Origin of the sequence: Geobacter sp. FeAm09, assembly GCF_008330225.1 — a bacterium.
Taxonomy (GTDB): domain Bacteria; phylum Desulfobacterota; class Desulfuromonadia; order Geobacterales; family Pseudopelobacteraceae; genus Oryzomonas.
Genome location: NZ_CP042466.1, coordinates 812,308 through 835,989, shown reverse-complemented (window position 1 = coordinate 835,989; position 23,682 = coordinate 812,308). Strand labels below are relative to the sequence as shown.

Here is a 23,682-nt window from a genome sequence, read left to right as displayed (position 1 = left end):
AACGGGATTTTGCTTTTATATGGGGTCGAGTCTTTTCTTCTCGAAGAAACGATGTTAGCAGGTTTTAAAAACGTTAGCCTTAAAATCTCGGCCTTGTCAACAAGAAAATAAACGGCAAACCTGCTTATTTCTCCGTTAATTGTCTTGACCCCGGCGCGGGGGAGGCACCATAACAACAGTAGAGCCATTCATACAGAAGCCCCCTGTGCAAAGACTGGTGCCTGCAACAAAGCTCCCTTGAACCGGCCCCGTTCCTCCGGTGGCCCTCGATCCGGACCGTCACCGGCCTGGTGGAGCCGGAACATTCTCCGTGGCGCCGATCGCCACCCCGTCCTTATCCATATCTCCACTGCCCCCTGCCACAGGGTCTATCCCTGTGAATTACCTGCGGTGCCCCGATGCTCATCCTTGACCCGCGCCCCCAGACCTGCTATTTTAACGATTCTTTTTAATTTTTTCCCCTTTTGGAGGCATAATCGTGACATTCCAGGATCTTATCCTCTCCCTGCAAGGTTACTGGGCCAAGCAGGGGTGCATCATCCAGCAGCCCTACGACACGGAAAAAGGGGCCGGAACCTTCAACCCGGCCACCTTCCTGCGGGTGCTGGGACCCGAGCCGTGGAAAGCGGCCTACGTGGAACCCTCCCGCCGGCCCACCGACGGCCGCTACGGCGAAAACCCCAACCGCCTGCAACACTATTACCAGTTTCAGGTGATCCAGAAGCCCTCCCCCATCAACATCCTGGACCTGTACCTGGACTCCCTGCGGGCCATCGGCCTCGATCCCGCCAAGCACGACATCCGCTTCGTGGAGGACGACTGGGAGTCGCCGACCCTGGGGGCCTGGGGCCTGGGATGGGAGGTATGGCTGGACGGTATGGAGATCACCCAGTTCACCTACTTCCAGCAGGCGGGCGGCATCGACCTCAAACCGGTTTCGGGCGAGATCACCTACGGTTGCGAGCGGATCGCCATGTATCTGCAGGGGGTGGACAACGTCTACGACCTGGAGTGGACCCAGGGGGTGAAGTACGGCGACATCCACCATGAGAGCGAGGTGGAGTTCTCCCGCTACAACTTCGAGGAGGCCGATGTGCCGCTTTTGCTGGAACAGTTCACCAAGTATGAGCAGGAGTGCATCCGCCTGGCGGAAAAAGGACTGGTGCTGCCGGCCTACGACTTCGTCATGAAATGTTCCCACACCTTCAACCTGCTGGATGCCCGCGGTGCCATCTCGGTCACCGAGCGCGCCTCCTACATCGGCCGGGTACGCAACGTGGCCCGCACCTGTGCGGAAGAATACCTGCGGATGCGCGAGCGTCTCGGCTTCCCGCTCCTGAAAGGAGGTGCCGCACGATGAGCGCCAAAGAACTGTTTCTCGAAATCGGCACCGAGGAGATCCCGGCCGGCTTCATCCCCCGCGCCCTGGCCGAAATGGAGGCCATGATCAGCCGGGAGTTGACCAATGCCCGCCTTACCTTCGACATGGTGCAGACCCTGGCCACGCCGCGCCGCCTGGCGCTGGTGGTCAAGGGGATTCCCTCCCTGCAGCCCGACGCCGAGATCACCGCCACCGGCCCCTCCGTAAAGGCGGCCTACGACGCCGCCGGCACACCGACCAAGGCGGCCGAAGGCTTTGCCAGGGGACAGGGGGTGGATGTCTCGGAGCTTGCCACCGTGGTCACCGAAAAAGGGGAATACCTGGCGGTGACGAAAAAGGTGACCGGCCGGCCGACCCATGAGCTTCTGGCCGAAATCCTGCCCAAGCTGATCGCCGACATCCCCTTCAAGAAATCCATGCGCTGGGCCGACCTGGACGTGCGTTTCGCCCGGCCGATCCACTGGATCGTGGCCCTGTTCGACGGCATCGTCGTGCCGTTTTCCTTCGGCACCGTGGAGAGCGGCACCCTGTCCCGCGGTCACCGTTTCATGGCCAACGCCACCTTTCCGGTGAAGAACTTTACCCACTACCTGGAGGAGTGCGAGCGGCACTTCGTCATCCCTGACCCGGAAAAGCGCAAGGAGATCATCCGCCGCGAGGCGCACCGGGTGGCCAAGGCCGCCGGCGGCCACCTCCTGCCGGACGAGGAGCTCCTGGACCAGATCGTCTACCTGGCCGAGTATCCCAGCGCCGTGCACGGCACCTTCTCCCCCGAGTTCCTCAAGGTGCCCAAGGAGGTGTTGATCACCTCCATGCGCAGCCACCAGCGCTACTTCTCCATCGTGGACGACAACGGCAGGCTGCTGCCCGGCTTCATCACCATCAACAACACCCTGACCGACGACCCGTCGGTGGTGGTCAAGGGGAACGAGCGGGTCCTGCGCGCCCGGCTCTCCGACGCCCGCTTCTTCTTCGAGGAAGACCAGAAGGTCAAGCTGGACGACCGGGTTGAGGCGCTCAAGAAGGTGGTCTACCAGCAGAAGCTCGGCACCTCCTTCGAGAAGATGGAACGTTTCCGCAGCCTGGCCCAGGGACTGGCACAGCAGCTCAACCCGAAGGTCTTGGAGCAGACGGCGCGGGCCGCCTGGCTCTGCAAGGCCGACCTGGTGAGCGGCATGGTGGGTGAATTCCCGGAGGTGCAGGGGATCATGGGGCGGGAGTACGCCCTGCTGGAGGGTGAGGAGCCGGCGGTGGCCAGCGCCATTGCCGAGCATTACCTGCCGATCCAGGCCGGCGGCGAACTGCCCGCCTCGGACATCGGCGCCTTCGTCTCCATCGCCGACAAACTGGACACGGTCTGCGGCTGCTTCAGCGTGGGCCTCATCCCCACCGGCGCCGCCGACCCCTACGCCCTGCGGCGCGCCACCATCGGCATCATCGCCACCATCCTGGACAGGGGGTACCGCCTTTCCCTGTCCGCCCTGATCGGCCAGGCGCTGGACCTGTTGGCCGCCAAGCTGACCCGCCCCAAGGAGCAGGCCGCCGCCGAAGTCGGAGAGTTCTTCCGTGGCCGCTTCGTCAACCTGCTGGCGGGCGACTACCCCCCCGACGTCATCGAGGCGGCGGTGGCAGCGGGCTTCGACGATCTGGTCCAGGTCCGGGACCGCATCGCGGCCCTGGCGGGATTCAAGTCCCATCCCGATTTCGAGCCGCTGACCGGAGCTTTTAAACGGGTCGGCAACATCATCAAGGAGGGGGTGGATGCGCCGGTGGACCCGGCCCTGTTCCAGGACAGCGCGGAAAACGGCCTGTACGCGGCCTTCCAGACCGTGAAGAACTCGGTGGCGGCGGGCATTGCCGACGGCCGCTGGCAGGAGGCCCTGGCCGAGATCGCCACCCTGCGCGGCCCCGTCGATACCTTTTTCGACAAGGTCATGGTCATGGCCGAAGACGAGCGGGTGCGGGCCAACCGCCTGGCCCTTTTAACGGCCATCGCCCGCATGTTCGGACAGGTCGCCGACTTTTCCCGCATCGCATAGCTGCCGGCAACCACAAACAACCTTCCCTCCCTTGACGGGAGGGAAGGAGATCGCAGTCAACCACCTGTAACATACTGGCATCACTGGCAACGGCGCCGGTGACAACGCGTTTGAATACTGCAACCATTCCTCAAGGAGCCTGGCACCATGTCATTTATTGTACGCGTCATCATCGGCAACACCATCGTCATCCTGTTGGGCGTAGCGGCCATGGTCACTCTCAATACCGGGAACGCGCTCTGGCTCGACATTCTCTTCGGCCTGGCCATGGTGGCCGCCACGTCGATACTCCTCGGCATCATCAGCAGCCGTACCTTCAGCCCCCTGGCCGGTCTGGTGGCCGGACTCGAAAAGGCCGCCGCCGGCGACCTGTCGGTGCGTGTGGAGGTCTCAGGCAACGGTGAACTGGGCCGCCTTGCCGTTGCCTTCAACAGTATGATGGCCGATATGAACAAGGCCATGCGGCACTTCTTCTCCGTGGCGGACCTGGTCCGGGGCTCGGTGGAGATGGTCAGCTCCACGACCCAGTCCATGGTCCTGGCGGCCGAGGACGTGGCCCTGCAGGCCGGCACCATTGCCACCGCCAGCGAAGAGATGTCCGCCACCTCGGGGGACATCGCCCGCAACTGCCTGTTTGCCGCCGAGAATGCCCAGAAGGCCACGGATCAGACCCACAGCGGCGCCCAATTGGTCCAGAACAGCGCCCGGCTGATGGACAACATCGCCCAGCGGGTCAACGAGTCGTCCGGCACCGTCGAGGGGTTGGGCCAGCGCTCCGACCAGATCGGGGCCATCGTCAACACCATCCAGGACATCGCCGACCAGACCAACCTCTTGGCGTTGAACGCCGCCATCGAGGCGGCCCGGGCCGGGGAACAGGGACGCGGCTTCGCCGTGGTGGCCGACGAAGTGCGGGCCCTGGCGGAACGCACCACCAAGGCGACCAAAGAGATCAGCGCCATGATCAAGTCCATCCAGGAAGAAACCCAGGCCGCCGTCGGCTCCATGTCGGAAGGGGTCGGAGAGGTGAAGCGGGGCACCGCGGAAACCGCCCGCTCCGGGGAGGCACTGGAGGACATCCTCAACAGGATCAACGAACTGACCATGCAGGTCAGCCAGATCGCCACCGCGGCCGAAGAGCAGACCGCCACCACCCAGGAGATCACCAACAACATCCAGATGATCACCGACGTGGTCAACCGCAACGTGGAAAACGCCCGGAGCACCACCGCAGCCACGGGCAAGCTGGCGGAGCAGGTGGAGGAACTGCACACCCTGGTGGGGCATTTCCGCCTCGCCAAGGTCCTGGAGTGGGACCAAAGCTTCGCCACCGGGATCAGCCTCTTCGACCAGCAGCACCAGAAGCTGTTCGACATGGTCAACGACCTGCACGACGCCATGCAGCAGAAACGGAGCAAGGAGGCCATCGGCTCGATCCTCGGCCGCCTGATCGAATACACCGCCTCCCATTTCGGTGCCGAGGAAGAGGCGTTCCGCACATCCGGCTACCCCGAAGAGGCCCAGCACAAGCAGCACCACACCAAGCTGGTGGACCAGGTGCTGGACCTGCAGCGGAAGTTCAACGCCGGGGAGACGCTGTTGACCCAGAACGTCATCGAATTCCTCCAGGACTGGCTGATCAACCACATCAAGGGTGTTGACCGGCGGTACGGTCCCCACCTTTCGGCGAACGGGATAAAATAAATGATAGCGATCATCGACTACGGCATGGGCAACCTCCGTTCCGTCCAGAAGGGTTTCGAGAAGGTCGGCTTCGAGGCGGTGGTTACCGCCGACCCCCGCGTGGTGCTGGAGGCGGAAAAGATCGTGCTGCCGGGGGTGGGTGCTTTCCGCGACTGCATGCGCAACCTGGAGGCCGCCGGCTTCGTGGAGCCGATCCTCGCGGTCATCGCCCAGGGGCGCCCCTTCCTGGGGATCTGCGTCGGCATGCAACTGCTCTTCACCGACAGCACCGAATTCGGCCTCTACAACGGCCTGGGGGTAATCCCCGGCCACGTGCTCCGCTTTCCCGAGGGGATGCGGGACGGGGGCGAGGAACTCAAGGTGCCCCAGATGGGGTGGAACCAGATCTCGTTCAAGCGGCGCCCCCCCGCCTTCGAGGGGATCGCCGACAACGCCAACGTCTACTTCGTGCACTCCTACTACGTGAAGCCGGACGATAACGGCGTCATCGCCACCACTACCGACTACGGCATGGAATTCTGTTCCTCGGTCTGGAAGGACAACATCGTCGCCACCCAGTTCCATCCGGAGAAATCCCAGGACGTGGGGCTCACGATCCTGCGGAACTTTGCCGCGATGAAAGATTAACGCCTAAAATCTGCCACAGAGACACGGAGACACCGAGAACTTCAAAGTCACAGACAATTTACAGGGATTTACAGGAACAACCTAAAATCTGATAAGACAAAAATTTAGAGCTTTTATCCTGTTCATCCTGTACACCCCCGTAAGTTTGCTTTTTCCCGGTTTCCTCTGTGTCTCTGTGTCTCTGTGTCTCCGTGGCAGATGTTTGTTTATGAGAAAGGTACCCATGATCGTCATACCCGCCATTGATCTGAAAGAAGGAAAATGCGTCCGCCTCGAACAGGGGCTGATGGAGAAGGATACGGTCTTCAACGACGACCCGGCCGCCCAGGCCCTGGATTGGCAACGCCAGGGGGCCGAACTGCTCCACATCGTGGACCTGGACGGCGCCTTTGCCGGCGAGCCCAAAAACCGGGCCGCCATCGAGGCCATTGTCGGGGCGATCACCATCCCGGCCCAACTGGGAGGCGGCATCCGCGACCTGGCCACCATCGAAGCCTACCTGGCCCTGGGGCTGTCCCGGGTAATCATCGGCACGGCCGCCCAACGCAACCCTGACCTGGTGAAGGAGGCCTGCGCCCGCTTCCCCGGTCAAATCGTGGTGGGCATTGACGCCAAGAACGGCATGGTGGCGGTGCAGGGGTGGGCCGAAGTGACCGATATAAGCGCCGCCGACCTGGCCCGGAAGTTCGAGGGGTTCGGGGTCGCGGCCATCATCTATACCGACATCAGCCGCGACGGCATGCTCCAGGGGCCCAACCTGGAGGCGACCAGGGCCCTGGCCGAAGCCGTCGCCATCCCGGTGATCGCTTCGGGCGGGGTCTCCCGCCTGGAGGACATCAGAAACCTCATGGCCATCGAGAAGAGCGGCGTCACCGGCGTCATCACCGGCAAGGCGGTGTACACCGGCGCCATCAAGCTGGCCGAGGCGATCGCCGTCACCAAGGGAGAGGCCTGACATGCTGACCAAACGCATCATCCCCTGCCTGGACGTCAAGGGGGGCCGGGTCGTCAAGGGGGTGCAGTTCCTGGAGCTGCGGGACGCCGGGGACCCGGTGGAGATCGCCGAGATGTACGACCAGCAGGGGGCCGACGAGTTGACCTTTCTGGACATCACCGCCTCCAGCGACGAACGTGCCATCATCATCGACGTGGTGCGCCGGACCGCCGAGCGGGTCTTCATGCCGCTCACCGTGGGAGGGGGCATCCGCACCGTGGACGACATCCGCCGCCTGTTGAACGCCGGGGCCGACAAGACCTCCATCAACACCGCCGCCGTGCAGCGGCCGGAATTCGTCCAGGAGGCGGCCGAGCGCTTCGGCTCCCAATGCACCGTGGTGGCCATCGATGCCCGCCGCGTGCCGGGAGAGCGGCGCTGGGAGGTCTATACCCATGGCGGCCGCACACCCACCGGCATCGATGCCGTGGAATGGGCCGTAAAAATGGAGCAGTACGGCTCGGGAGAGATTCTCCTCACCAGCATGGACCGGGACGGCACCAAGGACGGCTATGATCTGGAACTGACACGGGCCATCGTGGATGCGGTATCCATCCCGGTCATCGCCTCCGGCGGCGTGGGGAACCTGGAGCACCTGTACGACGGCTTCGTGAAGGCCGGGGCCGGGGCCTGCCTGGCCGCCTCCATCTTCCACTACCGGGAGTACACCATCGGCGAAGCCAAACAGTATCTGCACGACAAAGGAGTGGCGGTACGCTTATGAACGAACGCGACGACATCATCCAGGCGGTGTACCAGGTCATCCTGGACCGCAGGAACAACCCGACCGGGGACTCCTATACCGCATCCCTGATGCACAAGGGGATCGACAAGATCCTCAAGAAGGTGGGGGAAGAGGCGACCGAGGTGGTCATCGCCGCCAAGGGGGGCAAGCGCGACGAAATCGTCTACGAAACCGCCGATCTCGTTTTCCATCTCCTGGTCCTCCTGGGGTACTGCGACATCCCCCCGAGGATGTCTACGCCGAACTGCGCCGGCGCTTCGGCACGTCGGGGATCGCGGAAAAGAACTCCCGCCCCGCCTGAAATCCATAAAAGCTCACATCTGCCACAGATGCTACGGAGACGCAGAGGAAAACCAAAGGTGTCGGCAGGTTTCCCTGAAATGAGGTCGCACCTTTGACGTTTCTCCGTGTCCCGGCGTCTCCGTGGCAGATGTCGATTTTTGCCGCTGATTCATTAGTGACTTTTATATTGACAATGGAATATTTGCTGTTAAGATAACACTCTTGCAAATTTCTCCATAACGGCGCCGTACGCATCAGGATTTACCACTTTACAATGAGGGGGGGGATTATGGATGCCAGGAGTAAAGATCAAGGAAAACGAGCCATTTGAACTCGCCCTGAAGAAATTCAAGAAGCAGTGCGAAAAGGCGGGGATTCTTTCGGAGGTTCGCAAACGCGAGCACTACGAGAAGCCAAGCATCAAGCGGAAGAAAAAGGCGATCGCCGCACGTAAGCGCGCCCTCAAGAAACAGCGTAAGATGGTAGATTAGGACGAGCGACGAACATGACACTCAAGGAACAACTTGACACTGCGATGAAAGAGGCCATGAAGGCGCGGGACGACCTGCGCCTTTCGGCTGTCCGCATGGTCCGCTCCACGATCAAGAACCGCGAGATCGAACAACAGCGCGAGTTGGACGACCAAGGGGTCATCGAGGTCATCTCGTCCATGACGAAACAACGCCGCGAGTCGATCCGGCTCTACGGCGAGGGCAACCGTCCCGATCTGGTGGCGAAGGAGGAAGCGGAGCTGGCGGTTCTGCTCGGCTTCCTTCCCGCCCAGCTGACCGGCGACGAGATCACCGAACTGGTGGCGCGGGTCATCCGGGAAACAGCAGCTCAGGGCATGAAGGACATGGGCAGGGTCATGAAGGCCCTTACCCCCCTGACGGCGGGCCGGGCCGACGGCAAGGCCGTCAGCGACACGGTCAGGCGACTGCTCTCCTGATGTGCCTGCCGGTGGTTTCCGGTGATCGAAGTTCTGTTTTCTGTTACACGGAAGGGGCTATCTTTTGATCGCCCCTTCCGTGTAACAATTGCCTGTGCAATGACGTCTGTATCAATCAGGAGCAAGGTGACGCCCCCCCCGCAGGCATTAAGCGCCGGAAGGCCGCTCACCGACTGATATCTCTGCCCGACAGCCGGCACATGGTTCCCCGATGAATGCTTTCAACATCATTATCCTGGCGGTTCTCCTCTTTTTTGCCCTCAAGGGACTGGCTCGCGGACTCGTCAACGAGGCGTCCTCCCTGGTCGGGCTGATCCTGGGCGCCTGGCTGGCGTATCATTTCTATCCGGCCGTTTCCCAGCCGATACGGGCCGTTACGCATCTGCCGGCACAGATTTGCTCCTTTCTGGCCTTCATCCTGATCCTGCTGATAACGGGCATCATCGTCCACGTCGTCGGCAACATCGTCACCACCGCCCTGCGCCTCGTCATGCTGGGGGGGCTCAACCGGGTGGGCGGCCTGCTGATCGGGACGGCCGAAGGGGTGTTGCTGCTCAGTCTGCTGTTCAGCACCGCCACTGCGGGCTTCATGCCGGAAAAACTGAAGACCAGGATCAGGAATACGGAAGCGGCCAACCTGCTGGCACAGACGGGCGACAAAATACTCTCGCACTGGCGGAGTGGAGCCACCACACAACAATGATCCCCGAAGAAAAGGTGCGGGAGGTCGCGGAACGCGTCTCCATACTTGAGGTTGTCTCGGATTACGTCCAACTGAGACGCGCCGGGGCTAATTATGTGGGGCTGTGTCCGTTTCACGGGGAAAAGACGCCGTCGTTCAACGTCAACCCGGCTCGGGAGATCTTTCACTGTTTCGGCTGCGGCGAGGGGGGCAACGCCTTCTCCTTCATCATGAAAATGGAGGGGATCGGGTTCCCGGAAGCGGTCAAACTGCTGGCTCGGAAAGCCGGCGTCGAAATCGAGGAGCGGCAGTTGACCCCGGCCGAACGGCACGCCCAGGACGAGCGGCAGCAGTTCCAGCGGATCAACGAGCTTGCCGAAGAGTATTTCCGGTCGGTGCTTCTCAAAGACCCCGCGGGCCAGGTCGCCAGGAATTACCTGAAGGAACGGGCCGTGGACGAGGCCCTGGCCGCCGATTACCGGCTCGGCTTTGCCCCGGACCGGTGGGACGGTCTGGCCAAGTATCTCAAGGCCCATGGTGCGGACCTGGAAAATGCCCGAAAGCTGGGTATACTACGTAAAGGGGACAACGGCTGGCACGACCTGTTCCGCAATCGCCTGATCTTTCCGATCCGCGACCACAAGGGGCGCGTCATCGCTTTTGCCGGGCGGGTGCTGGATGCCTCGCTCCCCAAATACATTAACTCGCCGGAATCGCCGCTGTATCACAAAAGCGCGGTGATGTTCGGCCTGGACATGGCCCTGCCGGCCATCAGAACCGAGAACAGCGTCATCATTGTCGAGGGGTATTTCGATCACCTGGCCCTGTACCGGGCCGGGATACGCAACGTGGTGGCCACCTGCGGCACCGCGCTGACGACGACCCATGCGGGGCTGATCAAGCGCCACGCGGCAAAGGTCTACACCCTGTTCGACAGCGACGCCGCCGGCCTCAAGGCGACCTTTCGTTCCATGGAGCTCTTTCTCGACCAGCGCATGCCGGCCTACGTCATCACCCTGCCCAGCGGGGACGACCCGGACAGCTTCCTGGCCAGGAACCCGCCGGAGGCCTTCACGGCCTGCCGGGACAAGGCGCGGCCCATATTCGACTATTTCGTCCGCTCCCTGCTGGTCCGCATCCCGCCGGACAGCGTGGACAACAAGGTACGGGTCATCGACGAGGTGATCCCCCGCTTCAGGAAGATCGCCGATCCGGTGGAGCGGGACCTGTACGAGAAGGAGATTTGCCGCCTGCTGGGCATCACGGTGCATGCCTTCCGCAAGCGCCAGGGAGGGATGGCGGTCACGGCGCGGGACATGCCCGCCGGACAGCACCCCCCGGCCCAGCAGCGAGACCGCTCCCAGGAGACCCTGCTGGCCCTGGTGATCAGATATCCCGAGGCGCGGGGCGAAATCCGGGAATTCGGGGTGGAGAACCTTTTCGAGGGGCCGCACCGGCAGGTGGCCGAAGCGGTACTCCTGTCGCTCGACACCGGCGACGATCCGGTTGATGTGCAGAACATCCTGGAACGGCTGGACGATCCCGACCAGAGGCGAATTCTCTCCCAGGTGCTCGTGAGCGACGACCACCTGGCCGATATAGACTGGCGTACGGTCCTTGCTCACTACAAGCGCACCAAAGAAAAGCGCGCGCTCCACTCCATCCGCGACATCGCCGCACGGCTGGCGGTTCTGGATCCGGACAGCGAAGAATACCGGGCGCTTTTGCAGCAGGCCGACGCCCTGCGTACCAGAAAATCGAAGCTGTAGTCCACGGGCTGCATTTGAGGTGAAAAATGGCAAAGAAGAACATGGACGATGTGAAACAACTGATCGATCTCGGCAAGGAAAAGGGGTTCCTCACCTTCGACGAGGTCAATGACATACTCCCGCCCGATATCGCCACCGAGCAGATCGATGACGTCATGGGGATGTTCGGGGATATGGACATCGAGATCGTGGATTCCGCCCAGAAGGTCAAGATCCCCAAGATGAAGATCGACCTGGAAGAGGACGAGGACATCGAGGGCGAAGCCGAAGAGGTCGAGTTCGAGCCCGGCTCCATCGGCAGGACCAGCGACCCGGTGCGCATGTACCTGCGCGAGATGGGTTCGGTTTCCCTGCTCACCCGCGAGGGGGAGGTGGAGATCGCCAAACGCATCGAGGACGGCGAGCGGGACGTGGCCGGCATCATCCTCAACACCCCCATCACCGTGCGCGAGGTCCTGCAGTTGGGGGACAAGCTGCGCAAATTCCAGATGAACGCCTCCGAGATCAGCAAGGAGGTGGAGGAAGAGGAGCTGGAGGAGGACGAGGAGGACGTGCAGAAGACGCGCATCTTGGCGATAATCGATGAGATCGCCGCCCAGGATCAGCTTCTGGCCGAACTGGCCGAGCAGTTGGAGGCGGCCAAGTCCGCCGCCAAGAAGAAGGAAATGGAGAAGAAGGGGCGCGAGGCCAAGGAACGGCAGGCCGAACTGCTCAAGTCCCTGCGCCTGAAGGACCGTCACATCAACAAGGTCGCCGAACGCCTCAAGGAACTCTCCATCAAGGTGGAGAGGCTGGGGACGGAACTGGCCGACCTGGAGACGCTCATCCCGGCGGACAAGCTGAAAGCCCTGGTGGACAAGCTCCACCAGGAGGACGAGAAGGCCGTCGCCGAACTCAAGAAGCTCAAATTGGGGGCCGAAGAGACCCAGAAACTGGAAAAACGCCTGCGCAGCGCGGCCCGCAAACTGCAGAAGGTGGAGCAGGAGTCCGGTTTCAAGGCCAGCGACCTTTCCACCGCCCTGAAGGCCATCGAAGAGGGGGAGGCCAAGGCCCGGATCGCCAAGTCCGAGCTGATCGAGGCCAACCTGCGCCTCGTGGTCTCCATCGCCAAGAAATACACCAACCGCGGCCTCCAGTTCCTGGACCTGATCCAGGAGGGGAATATCGGCCTGATGAAAGCGGTGGACAAGTTCGAGTACCAGCGGGGCTACAAGTTCTCCACCTACGCCACCTGGTGGATCCGCCAGGCCATCACCCGCGCCATCGCGGACCAGGCCCGCACCATCCGCATCCCGGTCCACATGATCGAGACCATCAACAAGCTGATCCGCACCAGCCGCCAACTGGTTCAGGAGAACGGCCGCGAGCCCTCCCCGGAGGAGATCGCCGAACGGATGCAGCTGCCCCTGGACAAGGTGCGCAAGGTGCTCAAGATCGCCAAGGAGCCGATCTCCCTGGAGACCCCCATCGGCGAGGAAGAGGATTCCCACCTGGGGGATTTCATCGAGGACAAGGCCGTGATATCGCCCATCGAAGCGGTCATCAAGGCCAACCTTTCCGAGCAGACGGCCCGGGTGCTCTCCACCCTGACCCCCCGCGAGGAGAAGGTCCTGCGCATGCGCTTCGGCATCGGCGAGAAGAGCGACCACACCCTGGAAGAGGTCGGCCAGGATTTCGAGGTCACCCGCGAGCGCATCCGCCAGATCGAGGCCAAGGCGCTGCGCAAGCTGCGCCACCCCAGCCGCAGCAAAAAACTCAAGAGCTTCGTGGAGTAACTGCCCATGCGTCGATCAGCGATCACCTCCCCCATCATCCCGACGCTGGCGCTTATCCTTCTGCTCGCCGGGGCGTTCTGCGCCCCGGCGGCAGAGCTTGACGACTCAAACCTCTTTGTCGAGGCCTTCACCGCCTACCAGAAAAAGGATTACCTCCTGGCCATCGACAAGGTCAAGCAGCTTACCCAGGTCTTCCCCGACACCCCGCTCAAGGACGTATCCCTGCTGCTTCTGGCCCGTTCCGGCCTGAAATCCGGCGACAATACGCTGGCGGCCCGGACCGTCAACCAGTTCATCGGCGAATTTCCGGCCAACCCCTTGCGGTCGAGCATCGAGGACGATCTGCTCGCCCTGGGAACGCGCCTGCACAAGGGTGAAAAACTCGCCGAGAACAGGACGCTGCACCTGGCCGCCGTCAAGGTGCGCAACGAGCAGCTCGCCGTCGAGCGGGCCATCGCCGAGAAACAGGAGCAGGAGCGCCTGGCCCGGCTCAGGGCCGAACAGGAGCGCATCGCCCGGGAGAAGGCCGAACTGGAGCGCCGCGAGCGGGAACGGATTGCGGCTGAAAAGGCCGCCAAGGAGGCGATCCGCACCGCCACCGCCATCACCGTGGAGAAGAGCCGCATCGCCCTGGCGGGACAGGACGGGGCCCTCCCCTTCGAGATCGCCAACAACACCAAAAACAGTGAGGAGTACCTCCTGGAGGCCAGCGCACCCGCGGAATACGGCGCGCACCTGTCGGCCGAGGCGGCGCCGGGCGCGGCAACCGACCGGGTGACCATCGGGGCGGGGCAATCCTTCAAGGGGGTCATCTCGTTCCACGTCCCCTCCGACCGGGTGGACGGCGAACGGAAAAACATGGCGCTCAAGGCGGTCTCCGCCCGCTTCGGCGACGTGGCCCTCACCAGGGATACCCAGGTGACCGTCGCCGCGCCGCTGGTGCGTGTGGTCGCCCGCCCGGCCAGCCAGTCCATCGTCCCGGGCGGCCAGGTCCGCTACCGCATGACGGTGCTGAACATCGGCTCCCGGACGGCCCAAGACCTGACCGGACGCCTGATCCTGCCGCCCCAGTTCGAGTTCCCGGATGCAGAGAACCCCCAGTTCCACCGGGAAGCAGCCGACACCCTGTCGTTCAGGATCGACCCTCTGGAAACCGGCAAGATGACGGAATATTATCTCAATCTCAAGGTACGCGGCGACAGCGCCATCGGGCAGGAGGTGCGCTGCCGGGTGGAGGTGTTCAACGGCCAGTTGCAGCGCAGGGATACCTTCGCCTCAAGTTCCGCGACGGTGCAGGCCAACTAACCGCGCAACAAACTTAAGAGCACGTAACGCGAACGGCCTCCGGGATATGCATCCCCGGAGGCCGTTCGCGTTACAGAACCGAATCACTCCACTCCAGCCCTTTGCCGGGGCAAGCGTGTGGCTCGGAAACGGCGTACGAGCATGGGCACGCCGAACATGGCGCCGAGGACGATCAGCATGGTGGTGTTCGGGTCGTGAAAGTACGCATTCAGACGCAGGGTCGTGAGCGCGATGACGGCGAAGTAGAGCAGGTCGCCGGCGATGGCACAGGCCCACCCGGCGAGGAAGCCGTAGCCGGCGGCCAGCGCCGAGGCGCGCCCGGTCATGGGATCGACACCAAAAGCGATCATGACGAACGCAATGGGGCCGCTGCCGCTGAAATGTGCCACGCTACGGGCCGTTGCGGCCTTGAGTGCTTGGCCGAGCCGGGCCAGGAAGGGAATTTTCCCGCACACGGCGGTGAGAAACCGCAGGAGCGGTTCGAAAGCAAGGGCCAGGACCAGATCCGAAACCAGGTAGAGCAGCGCGGTGACGGGCCAGGCCATCCCCTTGGCGCTGGCGAGCATGACGCCGGCAGGGATGCCGCCCCCCACGGGGAGGAGGAACAGTTTCAGCACCGGCAGCATGGCGGATGGGGACGGGATCTGCGCGGACAAAGGGAATGCGGCCATGGGAACCTTACGGGGCGATGCCGGCACTGGGACGGTGGCGGGGGCTCATGCCGCTACAGCACCACCAGATTGTCCCGGTGGATGATCACATCACCGTAGTGATACCCCAGGATTGCGTCGATCTGGCTGCTCTTCTTTCCCGCCAGCCGGGCCGCTTCGGCGCTGGAGTAGTCCGACAGCCCCCGTGCGAACTCCACCCCGTCCGGCCCGCAGATCCGCACGCACCCCCCCCGTTCGAAACGCCCCTCGACCCGCACCACGCCAGACGGCAGCAGGCTCTTGCCCCGCTTCAGCAAGACCTCCCGCGCCCCCTCGTCCACCACCACCCTGCCGGACGGTTTGAGGGTGTAGGCGATCCAGTGCTTGCGCCGGTTCAGCCCCACGGCGGCGGGGAGGAACAGGGTGCCCACCTCGTCCCCCCGCAGGGCCGCGGCGATGATCCCGTCGCGCTTGCCGTCCACCATGATGGTGGGGACGCCGTTCTTGCCCGCCTTCTTGGCGGCCGCCACCTTGGTGGCCATGCCGCCGGTGCCGACGGTGGAGTCGGAACCTCCGGCCGCCCGTTCCACCTCGCGGGTGATCCCCTTCACCAGGGGTATCAGCCGGGCTTCCGGGTCATGATGGGGATCGGCGCTGTAGAACCCCTCGATATCGGTCAGGATCAGCAGCAGGTGGGCCTCGGCCACGTTGGTGACCAGGGCCGACAGGTTGTCGTTGTCCCCGAACTTGATCTCGTCCACCACCACGGTGTCGTTCTCGTTGATCACCGGGATGATGCCGAAGCCCAACAGGGCGTCCATGGTGGCGCGGGCATTGAGGAAGCGCTGCCGGTTGACCAGGTCCTCGCTGGTCAGGAGGATCTGGGCCGCCTTGAGGCCGTGGGGCTCCAGGGCCTCTTCGTAGGCCCGCATGAGGAGCGACTGGCCGATGGCCGCCGCCGCCTGCTTGTGGGGGATGGTCCGGGGCTTTTCCGTCAGCCCCAACTCGCTCCTGCCGGCGGCGATGGCGCCGGACGACACCACCACCACCTGCAGGTGCCGGTTGTGCAACGTGGCGAGATCGCGGCAGATCCGCCCGATGACCGCCAGGTCCAGGGCGCCGTCGGCATCGGTCAGCACCCGGCTGCCGATCTTGATCACCACCCGCTTCACGGTTTTCAAAAGCTCTTTACGCATCATCAATGTCCTGAATCAGTAGGAAATTTGCCACAGAGGTGCGGAGAAAATCAACATCTACCACAGAGACACAGAGACACAGAGGAAATCAAAATCAGAACCTGTTTTACATGGATGAACAGGATGAAAGCTGAAATCAATTGCGGGTAAAATAGAAGGTTATTTATCCTGTTCATCCCCTTTATCCGATGTAAATCTGTTTTTCTCCGTGAACCTCTGTGTCTCTGCGTCTCTGTGGCGGATTTTGATTTTACCCAGTGGCTCCGTGGCAAAACCGCCGTCGAGAATCTATCCCTTATCCGCCCACAACCGCCGGGCGATCTCGTCCAGCAGCGCCTCGACCCCCTCGCCGGTGGCGGAGGAGATGGGGAAGACCTTGATCTTCCGCTCCTCGAACCACCCCCTGATCCCGGCAAGCTCTTCCCGGGTCTGGGGGAGGTCGGTCTTGGTGATCACCACCACCTGTTCCTTGGCGGCCAGTTCGGGGCTGAACAGGGCCAGTTCGCGGCAGACCGCCTCGTACTCGGCCAGGGGGTCCCGCTCCGGCATCCAGGAGATGTCCACCAGATGCAAGAGGATGCCGGAACGCTCCAGGTGCTTGAGGAAGCGGTGCCCCAGGCCGGCGCCGGCGTGGGCCCCCTCGATGATGCCCGGGATGTCGGCCACCACGAAGGAACGGTAGTTCTTGTACTCCACCACCCCCAGGCTGGGGACCATGGTGGTGAAGGGATAATCGGCGATTTTGGGGCGGGCGGCGGAGATCTTGCTGATGAGGGACGACTTGCCCGCATTGGGGAGCCCCAACAGCCCCACGTCGGCCATGAGCTTCAACTCCAGGCGCAGCTTGCGTTCCTCCCCCTCCTCCCCCGGCTGGGCGAATTTGGGCGCTTTGTTGGTGGCGGTGGCAAAGCGGGCGTTCCCCTGCCCTCCCCGTCCCCCCTTGAGCAGGACCACCCGTTGCCCGTCCTCGGTCAGGTCCGCCAGCGGTTCGTCGGTCTCGGCATCCTTGACCACCGTGCCCACCGGCACCCGGATGACCAGATCCTCCCCTCCGGCGCCGTGGCGGTTCTTGCCCATGCCGTTGTGCCCCTTTTCCGCCTTCTGATGCGGCCGGTGGCGTAGTTCCAGCAGGGTGGAGAGGCCGGAGGTGGCCACGAAGATCACGTCCCCCCCCTTGCCGCCGTCGCCGCCGCTGGGGCCGCCGAACTCGATGAACTTTTCGTGGCGGAAGGCGACGCAGCCGGCGCCGCCATGCCCGGAGGCGGTGAACAGGGTTACTTCATCAATGAATTTCATGGTCTACTTTCCGTCCAGCCAGGCCTGGACCGCCGCAAGGCGCGCGCCCCAGGCGTCGGCCAGGCGCTCGTTCAGGAATGCACTGAGGAGACTGTCGAAGAGCTGAACGCCCTGTTCCAGCAGGAACATGCGTTCGTAGAAGACCGCCTCCCGCTCGCTCATCTGGTCCACGGTGGCGTCCTTTTCGATGCGCACCTGGGGGCACTTGAGGGAGGCGAAACCGAAGGTCTCTCCCTTGAGGGTCAATCTCCAGGGGTTTTCGTCCTTTTCCATGCAGATGGTGGCGCTGGTGATCCTTTTCCCCCCCTTGAGGGCCGAGATCGCCTCCAGGTAGCTGTCCTGGGAACCGGAGACGGTGACCTTCTGGATGCTCCCCTCCTCGCTTCCCCCCTGAAACTGGATCCGGTCGTCGATCCAGGCGGAGAACCGCTCGCCGGTGCCGAAATGCCCCGGACGGCTGACGGAGAAATCCCCTTCGCCGTTGACCCCCCGCTGCAGGAGCCAGAGGAGGAAATCCCACCCCAGCCACTGGTTGTCGCGGATCTGGGCCGCCACCGCATCCGACCCGGCCAGGTTGGCGGCTTCCAGCTTGTCCAGCATCTGCCCCTCCACCAGCATCCGGGCCCGGGCAATGGGGTGGACGATCACCGGGCTGAACCCCTCGAAGGTCTTGCGGAAGAGATCCTCGAAGCGCTCCAGCACCTTGGTCCCCAGACTGAACAGGGTCAGCACGCCGCTTTTCAGGTCCCAGACCACGTCCACGCTGGAGGGGACCGGGAGCGACTTGGTCAACAGGTGCAGTTGCACCTGTTCCTTGATCTCCTCCCGTTTCTTTTTGGGCGCCCGGCGCAGGTTGGGGTGCTGGGCCAGGAAGGCTCCCTCCTCCCGGCCGGTGTGGGATTTGAGCAGGGCGGCCGGCACCTTGCGCTGGTCGCGGCGCAGGGAGAATACCAAGTAGTTGTCCCGCCAGAAATCGGAGGGCGCCTCGAAGGCGGCGTTATCGGGATGATCCACCAGGGTCCATCCTTCGGAGGATTCCTCGGCGGAGTTTTCGATGGACTGGAACCCGCGGGCGGACAGCTTTTCGGAAAACCACTGGAACTGGTCGCTCTTCGGCAGGTCGCCGGTTATGGTGTACTGGGTGATGCTGACGGTGTTGGCATAGACTCCCATGGTGCAGGTGCATCCTTTCCTTGACGGACGATAACTTAAACGGTCGATCAGTATGCCATATTTTTGCCGGTTATGCCATGGGGTAATCGGGCAGCGGGAACGCCGGGCGGCTAGGCGCCGGCGGGGCCGAAAGCCCCGCATCCCCGAGGACGGCTCCCCCTACCTCCCCAGCAGCCTGCCGTACTCGGCGCTATCCAGCACCGTGCGCCAGTGGCCGGTCAGCTTGCCCGCCAGGGTTCCCCCCCAGAAAAGCAGTACCACCAGCAGGGCAAAGACGATGCCGGGGATGGCGAACCGTCCTGCGGCGCGCATGGAGAGCGCGCTCTCCACCCGGCAGTGGCTGACGCAGCGCCAGCAGCCGATGCACTCGGGGGAGTTGACGCTCTGCTTGTGCATGACGTCGATAGCGGCGGGGCAGACCTGGTTGCAGACCCCGCAGGAGACGCAGCGGCTGCTGTTGCGGGTGACCCTGACCGGTGAGAGCAGGGCCACAAGCCCCAAGAGCGCGCCGTAGGGGCAGAGGTAGCGGCAAAAGGGGTTGCGCAGGATGATGGAAGCCGCCACCAGCACCAGGATGATGACCAGGGCCGTGGAGGAGATGTGCAGGAAGAAGTCCAACAGCCGCACGTCGGCAACCTTGTGGTAGTCGGAGAGGATGAAGTCGCGCAACGCCTCGGCCGGCATGGCGATGGCGATGGAGTAGATGAAAAAGGCCATCAGCAGGTATTTCAGGCCGCGCAGGGTCACATCCAGCCAGCGGGGCAGCCGGAGGTTGCGCTTGAACCCCTTGAACCCTCCCTTCCAGGAACATTCCGAGATGGTGGCCACCGGACAGATCCACGAGCAGAAGGAGCGCCGCAGCAGCAGGGACACGCCGAGTATGGTCAGGAAGATCACCACCGCTGCCGGGTGGATCGGGTTGATGCCCAACCCCTTGAACCAGCCGGCCAGGCCCAACAGCCCGGAGATGGGGAGGAAACCTTCGATGCCGTCGGGACGCGGCACGGGGGCGGAGGCGCCGCCGACGCGGAGATAGTGGACGAACTGGTAGAACCTGAACCCCAGCCAGAGCATGAAGCCGAGAAAGCAGAACTGGACCAGGATACGGAGCGGCTGGACGTAACGAGCGGACATGATGACTCCCGGGGGATGAAACGAGAAGGGCGGGCCCTCGGCCCGCCCTCTCCGTCGCTATTTATTGGTCGATTCTTACGGCAACGTAGTAAATCGCGCCGTCGGGTCGTTTCAGAAGCAGGCGGGCCACGTCGCCCTTTTTCAGGGCGGCCGCCGCGGCGGTGTATTTCTCCTGGGTGTCCGGCCGCTGACCGTTGATCTCGACGACCATGTCGCCGGCGGAGATCCCCGCCTCCTCGGCGGGGGAACCGGGTTTGACCTCGCTGACGATCAGCCCCTTGCTGTCCCTGATTCCCAGGCGGGAGGCTAACTCCTTGGTCAGTTCCTGCACCACGATGCCGATGGAGGCGCTCTCGGTGGTGCCGGGGGCTGCGGCCTGGGCCTCGCCGTCCTTCAGACGGGCGATGGTCACCCCGACCTCCTGCTTCTTGCCGTCACGGAAGATCACCAGCTTGACCTTCTTGTCGATGGGGGTGACCGCCACGTAGCGGGGGAGCTCATTCCCTTCGGTGATCGGCTTGCCGTCGTACTCCAGGATGATGTCGCCCGCCTTGAGGCCGGCCTTATCGGCCGGGGTGTCCTTCTCCACGTTGGCGATCAGGGCCCCCTTGTCCGAATCCAGGCCGAAGGACTTGGCCAGGTCTGCGGTCAGCGGCTGGAAGCGGACCCCCAGATAGCCCCTGGTGACCTTCCCCTTGTCGCGCAGTTGGGTCACGATGTCCTTTGCCATGTTGATGGGGATGGCAAAGCCGATCCCCTGGCCCCCGGCGATGATGGCGGTATTGATGCCGATGACCTTGCCGTTGACATCGAAGAGCGGCCCGCCGGAGTTGCCCGGGTTGATGGAGGCGTCGGTCTGGATATAGTCGTCATAGGGGCCGCTGCCGATCACGCGCCCCTTGGCGCTGACGATCCCGGCCGTGACGGTCTGGGCCAGGCCGAAGGGATTGCCGATGGCCATGACCCACTCCCCGACCTCAAGGTTGTCGCTGTTGCCCAGTTCGGCAACCGGCAGCTTCTCCTTCTCGCTGATCTTGATCAGGGCCAGGTCGAGCTTTTCGTCGCTCCCCTTGAGCTCTCCCTTGATTTCCCGGCCGTCGGAAAGCTTGACCATCACCTCGTCGGCGCCGCTGACCACGTGGTTGTTGGTCAGGATGTACCCTTCGGCGCTGATGATGAAACCGGTGCCCAGGGCCTGTTCACGGCGCGGCCGCTGTTGGGGCGTCTCGTCGAAATAGCGGCCGAAGAAATCGTCGAAGAAATTGTTGAAGGGGTTCTGCTGGAATTGGGGGTGCCGTGCGCGTTGCCGCGGCTTGATGTTCTTGGTGGTCCGGATGTTGACGACGGTCGGCTTGAGCCGTTTCGCCAGCTCGACAAAATCGGGACCGATCGGCTTGGCGATGGACATGGCCGGGATTGCCAGGGCGGCAATCAGGCCGGCGACCAGAAGACGGACAGTGGACACGAATGGTGTGGACATGTTCTGACCTCCGATATTTTGCAGGGTTGACAACTGACAAGGGCGGATCGTCTTACCAGCCACGACGCCGCCCTTGATCCGTTTTCCTGAAAAATAATCCATCGACCGCCAAAAATCAAGTCTCCCCTGCTACCCCTCCCGCAGGATGTATCCCTGCCCGCGCACGGTGTGGATCAGCTTGTTGGCATAATCCTTGTCGATCTTCTTGCGCAGGTAGTTGACATACACGTCGATGATGTTGGTAAAGCTGTCGAAGGCGTAGTCCCATACGTGCTCGGCGATCATGGCCCGGGAGAGGACGGTGTTGGGGTTGCGCATCAGGTACTCCAGGAGGCCGTACTCCTTGGACGTCAGGTCGATCTCCTTGCTGCCGCGCCACACCTTGTGGCTGACCGGGTCGAGCCGCAGGTCGGCGAAACGGATCTCGGCGCCCCGGTCCTGCTCGCCCCTCCGCAGAAGGGCACGGACGCGGGCCAGCAGTTCGGCAAAGGCGAACGGCTTGGTGAGGTAGTCGTCGGACCCGGCGTCCAGGCCGGAGACGATGTCCTCCATGTTGTCCCGGGCGGTCAGCATCAGCACCGGCACGCGGTTTCCCGCCTCCCGCAGCTCCCTGACCACCGTCATGCCGTCCTTCTTGGGCAGCATCATATCCATGATGACCAGATTGTAGTCGCCGTCCCGGGCCTGCCTGAAGCCATCGAGGCCGTCGTAGGCCACCGCAACCTTGTAGTTGTCGTCCTCGAGGCCGCGCTTGATGAAGCTGGCGACCTTTTTTTCGTCTTCAACCACGAGAATGTTCATGTTGCACCTCCCATATAGTATCGACCCGGTACATATAACGTGGAAAAACGCGCAGGAGACCCCTTCAATAGAGGGGCGGCTCATCCCGGCGCCGCATGATCTCGGACGCCGACTCCTCCACCGATTTGTTGGTCACATCGATGGTCATCCATTCCGGGTGCTGCCGGTACAGTTTCCTGCAGTACGCCACCTCGTCCTCCACCTGCTGATAATCGGCATAGCTCCCGCGGGGACTCTGCCGCATGTTGAGCAGGCGGGAGGTGCGGATCTCCACCAGGCGCTTGGCGTCGATGATCAAACCCACGATCTTGGTCTGGTCGATCTGGAACAGCTCCACCGGCGGCTCGATCCCCTTCACCAGCGGCACGTTGGCCACCTTGTACCCCTTGTGGGCCAGATACATGGAAAGAGGGGTCTTGGACGACCGGGAAACCCCCACCAGGACCAGATCGGCCTTGTACAGGTACCGGGGCTCCTGGCCGTCGTCGTGCTTGACCGTGAAATCCACCGCCTCGATCCGCTTGTGGTAGTCGGTGTCGATACGGTGCAACAGGCCGGGAATCTCCCGAGAAGGGGTCCCCAGATAGCGCGACAGGTTGTAGATCAGGCTGCTCAGCAGGTCCACGGCGATAAGGCCGTGCTCCTCCGCGACCCGCTCGACCGCCTCGGAGAGGTGCGGGTCCACCAGGGTATAGACCAGCATCCCCGGTTCGCGCACCACTATGGCCAAGGCCTGTTGCAGATCGTTCTGGGAACGGATCTGGAACACGCGGTTGACCTTGACATCCTCTTCGTAGAACTGAGAAAGAGCCGCCTTGATCACCCGTTCGGCCGTCTCGCCGGTTGAGTCGGAAAGGACGTAGATCGTTTTCATTATCTCGCCGCAACCTTGCCAGTCTCATTAGTTTAAAGACGATTTTTCTAATTAAATATAGCCAGCACAGTAATATGTCAAGAGTTTTTGTTTACGAAAATAATCTTAATAACACTTTACATATGGGGTGTTTGATTATATTTTGTCTAGTTGCGGTATATGGACCGCAGGGATGGTCCGTGCCCCGCTTTTTGCCGGGCGGGCCCGGGACGGCCATGGGGATACGGGATAGGGGTGTTGCATGGGGATTGCCGAGGATTTCACCACCCTCGAACAGATGCTGGCCGATCTCGTCCTGCGCTACGAGCAGTATTTCTCCGGCCTGGAGAAACGGGAGCCGCTCCCCCTGCGCGGCGAGGTGGAAAAGGCCGTGCGCCGCTATACCGGCACGCCCATCAGCAACACCATGCTCAAGCACAAGTTCGCCACCCTGGTCGCCCGCCTCAACACCTACCGGGAACACTGGAACCGCATCCTCCGGCTCATGGAGGAAGGGAAATATTCCCGCGACCGCTTCATCAGCGACCTGCATCAAAGACAGCGGGGCTCCGCTTCGCCGGCAAGGTCCGGGGCCGACCGGCTGGGGCCGGCCGGGGCGGACAGCCAGGTGGAACGGGTCTACCGGGAATACTGCGAAGCCCGCAAAAGCTGCAACCTGCCGACGGACACCATCAGCCGCGACCAGATCCGGGCGGCCATCGAGAAACAGAAGCCGGCCATCAAAGGGAAACTGGGGACCGACGACCTGGTTTTCCGGGTGGTGGTGGAAAACGGCAAACCCAAGATCAAGGCCGGTCTGAAAAAATGACCCGGCGGACAGGCGCGC

21 protein-coding genes and 1 pseudogene are annotated in these 23,682 nt (G+C 62.8%); 14 read left to right on the top strand and 8 right to left on the bottom strand.

The annotated features are described in order from the left end of the window. The first annotated feature begins 478 nt into the window (after positions 1–478). From glyQ to bamD, 13 genes and pseudogenes are all read left to right on the top strand, one after another. A complete protein-coding gene (gene glyQ, locus FO488_RS03890) occupies positions 479–1,360 on the top strand; it encodes a glycine--tRNA ligase subunit alpha (protein ID WP_149209344.1) in 882 nt (293 codons plus the stop codon). Beyond that, entirely contained in the window at positions 1,357–3,420 is a 2,064-nt protein-coding gene (glyS, locus tag FO488_RS03885) for a glycine--tRNA ligase subunit beta (RefSeq protein WP_149209343.1), read from the top strand. Before glyQ ends, glyS begins: the two co-directional genes overlap by 4 nt. A 147-nt stretch (positions 3,421–3,567) precedes the next feature. Further along, on the top strand, positions 3,568–5,124 hold the full coding sequence (locus FO488_RS03880) for a bacteriohemerythrin (protein WP_149209342.1): 1,557 nt from the start codon (positions 3,568–3,570) through the stop codon (positions 5,122–5,124). Beyond that, positions 5,125–5,751, top strand: coding sequence for an imidazole glycerol phosphate synthase subunit HisH (gene hisH, locus FO488_RS03875; protein WP_149209341.1), 627 nt, complete (start codon positions 5,125–5,127; stop codon positions 5,749–5,751). A 223-nt stretch (positions 5,752–5,974) separates the two neighbouring features. Further along, a complete protein-coding gene (gene hisA / locus FO488_RS03870; RefSeq protein WP_149209340.1) occupies positions 5,975–6,706 on the top strand; it encodes a 1-(5-phosphoribosyl)-5-[(5-phosphoribosylamino)methylideneamino]imidazole-4-carboxamide isomerase in 732 nt (243 codons plus the stop codon). A 1-nt stretch (position 6,707) separates the two neighbouring features. Continuing rightward, entirely contained in the window at positions 6,708–7,469 is a 762-nt protein-coding gene (hisF, locus tag FO488_RS03865) for an imidazole glycerol phosphate synthase subunit HisF (protein ID WP_149209339.1), read from the top strand. Beyond that, positions 7,466–7,791: pseudogene (locus tag FO488_RS03860) on the top strand (phosphoribosyl-ATP diphosphatase). Before hisF ends, FO488_RS03860 begins: the two are co-directional and overlap by 4 nt. Before the next feature lie 274 nt (positions 7,792–8,065). Next, positions 8,066–8,263, top strand: coding sequence for a 30S ribosomal protein S21 (gene rpsU / locus FO488_RS03855; protein ID WP_149209338.1), 198 nt, complete (start codon positions 8,066–8,068; stop codon positions 8,261–8,263). 14 nt (positions 8,264–8,277) lie between these two features. Next, positions 8,278–8,721, top strand: coding sequence for a GatB/YqeY domain-containing protein (locus FO488_RS03850; protein WP_149209337.1), 444 nt, complete (start codon positions 8,278–8,280; stop codon positions 8,719–8,721). A 211-nt stretch (positions 8,722–8,932) separates the two neighbouring features. Further along, on the top strand, positions 8,933–9,424 hold the full coding sequence (locus FO488_RS03845; RefSeq protein WP_149209336.1) for a CvpA family protein: 492 nt from the start codon (positions 8,933–8,935) through the stop codon (positions 9,422–9,424). Beyond that, positions 9,421–11,172, top strand: a complete 1,752-nt coding sequence (gene dnaG, locus FO488_RS03840) for a DNA primase (protein ID WP_149209335.1) — start codon at positions 9,421–9,423, stop codon at positions 11,170–11,172. Before FO488_RS03845 ends, dnaG begins: the two co-directional genes overlap by 4 nt. A gap of 26 nt (positions 11,173–11,198) precedes the next feature. Beyond that, positions 11,199–12,947 carry an RNA polymerase sigma factor RpoD gene (rpoD, locus tag FO488_RS03835; protein WP_149209334.1) on the top strand — a complete coding sequence of 583 codons (1,749 nt, stop codon included), beginning with the start codon at positions 11,199–11,201 and terminating at the stop codon, positions 12,945–12,947. 6 nt (positions 12,948–12,953) lie between these two features. Next, complete coding sequence (bamD, locus tag FO488_RS03830) at positions 12,954–14,252, top strand: outer membrane protein assembly factor BamD (RefSeq protein ID WP_149209333.1); 1,299 nt, start codon at positions 12,954–12,956, stop codon at positions 14,250–14,252. 83 nt (positions 14,253–14,335) lie between these two features. Here the strand turns inward: bamD and FO488_RS03825 are convergent, their stop codons facing one another. From FO488_RS03825 to FO488_RS03790, 8 genes are all read right to left on the bottom strand, one after another. After that, positions 14,336–14,923: a hypothetical protein gene (locus FO488_RS03825; RefSeq protein WP_205743346.1), complete on the bottom strand. Its 588-nt coding sequence runs from the start codon at positions 14,921–14,923 to the stop codon at positions 14,336–14,338. A gap of 53 nt (positions 14,924–14,976) precedes the next feature. Then, on the bottom strand, positions 14,977–16,098 hold the full coding sequence (proB, locus tag FO488_RS03820) for a glutamate 5-kinase (RefSeq protein ID WP_149212070.1): 1,122 nt from the start codon (positions 16,096–16,098) through the stop codon (positions 14,977–14,979). 288 nt (positions 16,099–16,386) lie between these two features. Further along, positions 16,387–17,394, bottom strand: a complete 1,008-nt coding sequence (gene obgE, locus FO488_RS03815; RefSeq protein WP_149209332.1) for a GTPase ObgE — start codon at positions 17,392–17,394, stop codon at positions 16,387–16,389. 3 nt (positions 17,395–17,397) lie between these two features. Continuing rightward, positions 17,398–18,567, bottom strand: a complete 1,170-nt coding sequence (rdgC, locus tag FO488_RS03810; protein ID WP_149209331.1) for a recombination-associated protein RdgC — start codon at positions 18,565–18,567, stop codon at positions 17,398–17,400. Positions 18,568–18,726: 159 nt separating this feature from the next. Continuing rightward, positions 18,727–19,701, bottom strand: a complete 975-nt coding sequence (locus FO488_RS03805; protein ID WP_149209330.1) for a 4Fe-4S binding protein — start codon at positions 19,699–19,701, stop codon at positions 18,727–18,729. A gap of 61 nt (positions 19,702–19,762) precedes the next feature. After that, on the bottom strand, positions 19,763–21,181 hold the full coding sequence (locus tag FO488_RS03800) for a DegQ family serine endoprotease (protein ID WP_149209329.1): 1,419 nt from the start codon (positions 21,179–21,181) through the stop codon (positions 19,763–19,765). 129 nt (positions 21,182–21,310) lie between these two features. After that, entirely contained in the window at positions 21,311–21,982 is a 672-nt protein-coding gene (locus FO488_RS03795) for a response regulator transcription factor (RefSeq protein WP_149209328.1), read from the bottom strand. Between the two features lie 64 nt (positions 21,983–22,046). After that, a complete protein-coding gene (locus tag FO488_RS03790; protein WP_149209327.1) occupies positions 22,047–22,856 on the bottom strand; it encodes a pyruvate, water dikinase regulatory protein in 810 nt (269 codons plus the stop codon). A 241-nt stretch (positions 22,857–23,097) separates the two neighbouring features. On the opposite strand from FO488_RS03790, the gene FO488_RS03785 reads away from it, so the two are divergent. After that, positions 23,098–23,664, top strand: a complete 567-nt coding sequence (locus FO488_RS03785) for an MXAN_5187 C-terminal domain-containing protein (RefSeq protein WP_149209326.1) — start codon at positions 23,098–23,100, stop codon at positions 23,662–23,664. The last annotated feature ends 18 nt before the right edge of the window (positions 23,665–23,682 follow it).

Coding starts and splice junctions, on each gene's coding strand:
- glyS (WP_149209343.1), top strand. CDS start 1,357: ATGAGCGCCAAAGAACTGTTTCTCGAAATCGGCACCGAGGAGATCCCG.
- FO488_RS03880 (WP_149209342.1), top strand. CDS start 3,568: ATGTCATTTATTGTACGCGTCATCATCGGCAACACCATCGTCATCCTG.
- hisH (WP_149209341.1), top strand. CDS start 5,125: ATGATAGCGATCATCGACTACGGCATGGGCAACCTCCGTTCCGTCCAG.
- hisA (WP_149209340.1), top strand. CDS start 5,975: ATGATCGTCATACCCGCCATTGATCTGAAAGAAGGAAAATGCGTCCGC.
- hisF (WP_149209339.1), top strand. CDS start 6,708: ATGCTGACCAAACGCATCATCCCCTGCCTGGACGTCAAGGGGGGCCGG.
- rpsU (WP_149209338.1), top strand. CDS start 8,066: ATGCCAGGAGTAAAGATCAAGGAAAACGAGCCATTTGAACTCGCCCTG.
- FO488_RS03850 (WP_149209337.1), top strand. CDS start 8,278: ATGACACTCAAGGAACAACTTGACACTGCGATGAAAGAGGCCATGAAG.
- FO488_RS03845 (WP_149209336.1), top strand. CDS start 8,933: ATGAATGCTTTCAACATCATTATCCTGGCGGTTCTCCTCTTTTTTGCC.
- dnaG (WP_149209335.1), top strand. CDS start 9,421: ATGATCCCCGAAGAAAAGGTGCGGGAGGTCGCGGAACGCGTCTCCATA.
- rpoD (WP_149209334.1), top strand. CDS start 11,199: ATGGCAAAGAAGAACATGGACGATGTGAAACAACTGATCGATCTCGGC.
- bamD (WP_149209333.1), top strand. CDS start 12,954: ATGCGTCGATCAGCGATCACCTCCCCCATCATCCCGACGCTGGCGCTT.
- FO488_RS03825 (WP_205743346.1), bottom strand. CDS start 14,923: ATGGCCGCATTCCCTTTGTCCGCGCAGATCCCGTCCCCATCCGCCATG.
- proB (WP_149212070.1), bottom strand. CDS start 16,098: ATGCGTAAAGAGCTTTTGAAAACCGTGAAGCGGGTGGTGATCAAGATC.
- obgE (WP_149209332.1), bottom strand. CDS start 17,394: ATGAAATTCATTGATGAAGTAACCCTGTTCACCGCCTCCGGGCATGGC.
- rdgC (WP_149209331.1), bottom strand. CDS start 18,567: ATGGGAGTCTATGCCAACACCGTCAGCATCACCCAGTACACCATAACC.
- FO488_RS03805 (WP_149209330.1), bottom strand. CDS start 19,701: ATGTCCGCTCGTTACGTCCAGCCGCTCCGTATCCTGGTCCAGTTCTGC.
- FO488_RS03800 (WP_149209329.1), bottom strand. CDS start 21,181: ATGTCCACACCATTCGTGTCCACTGTCCGTCTTCTGGTCGCCGGCCTG.
- FO488_RS03795 (WP_149209328.1), bottom strand. CDS start 21,982: ATGAACATTCTCGTGGTTGAAGACGAAAAAAAGGTCGCCAGCTTCATC.
- FO488_RS03790 (WP_149209327.1), bottom strand. CDS start 22,856: ATGAAAACGATCTACGTCCTTTCCGACTCAACCGGCGAGACGGCCGAA.
- FO488_RS03785 (WP_149209326.1), top strand. CDS start 23,098: ATGGGGATTGCCGAGGATTTCACCACCCTCGAACAGATGCTGGCCGAT.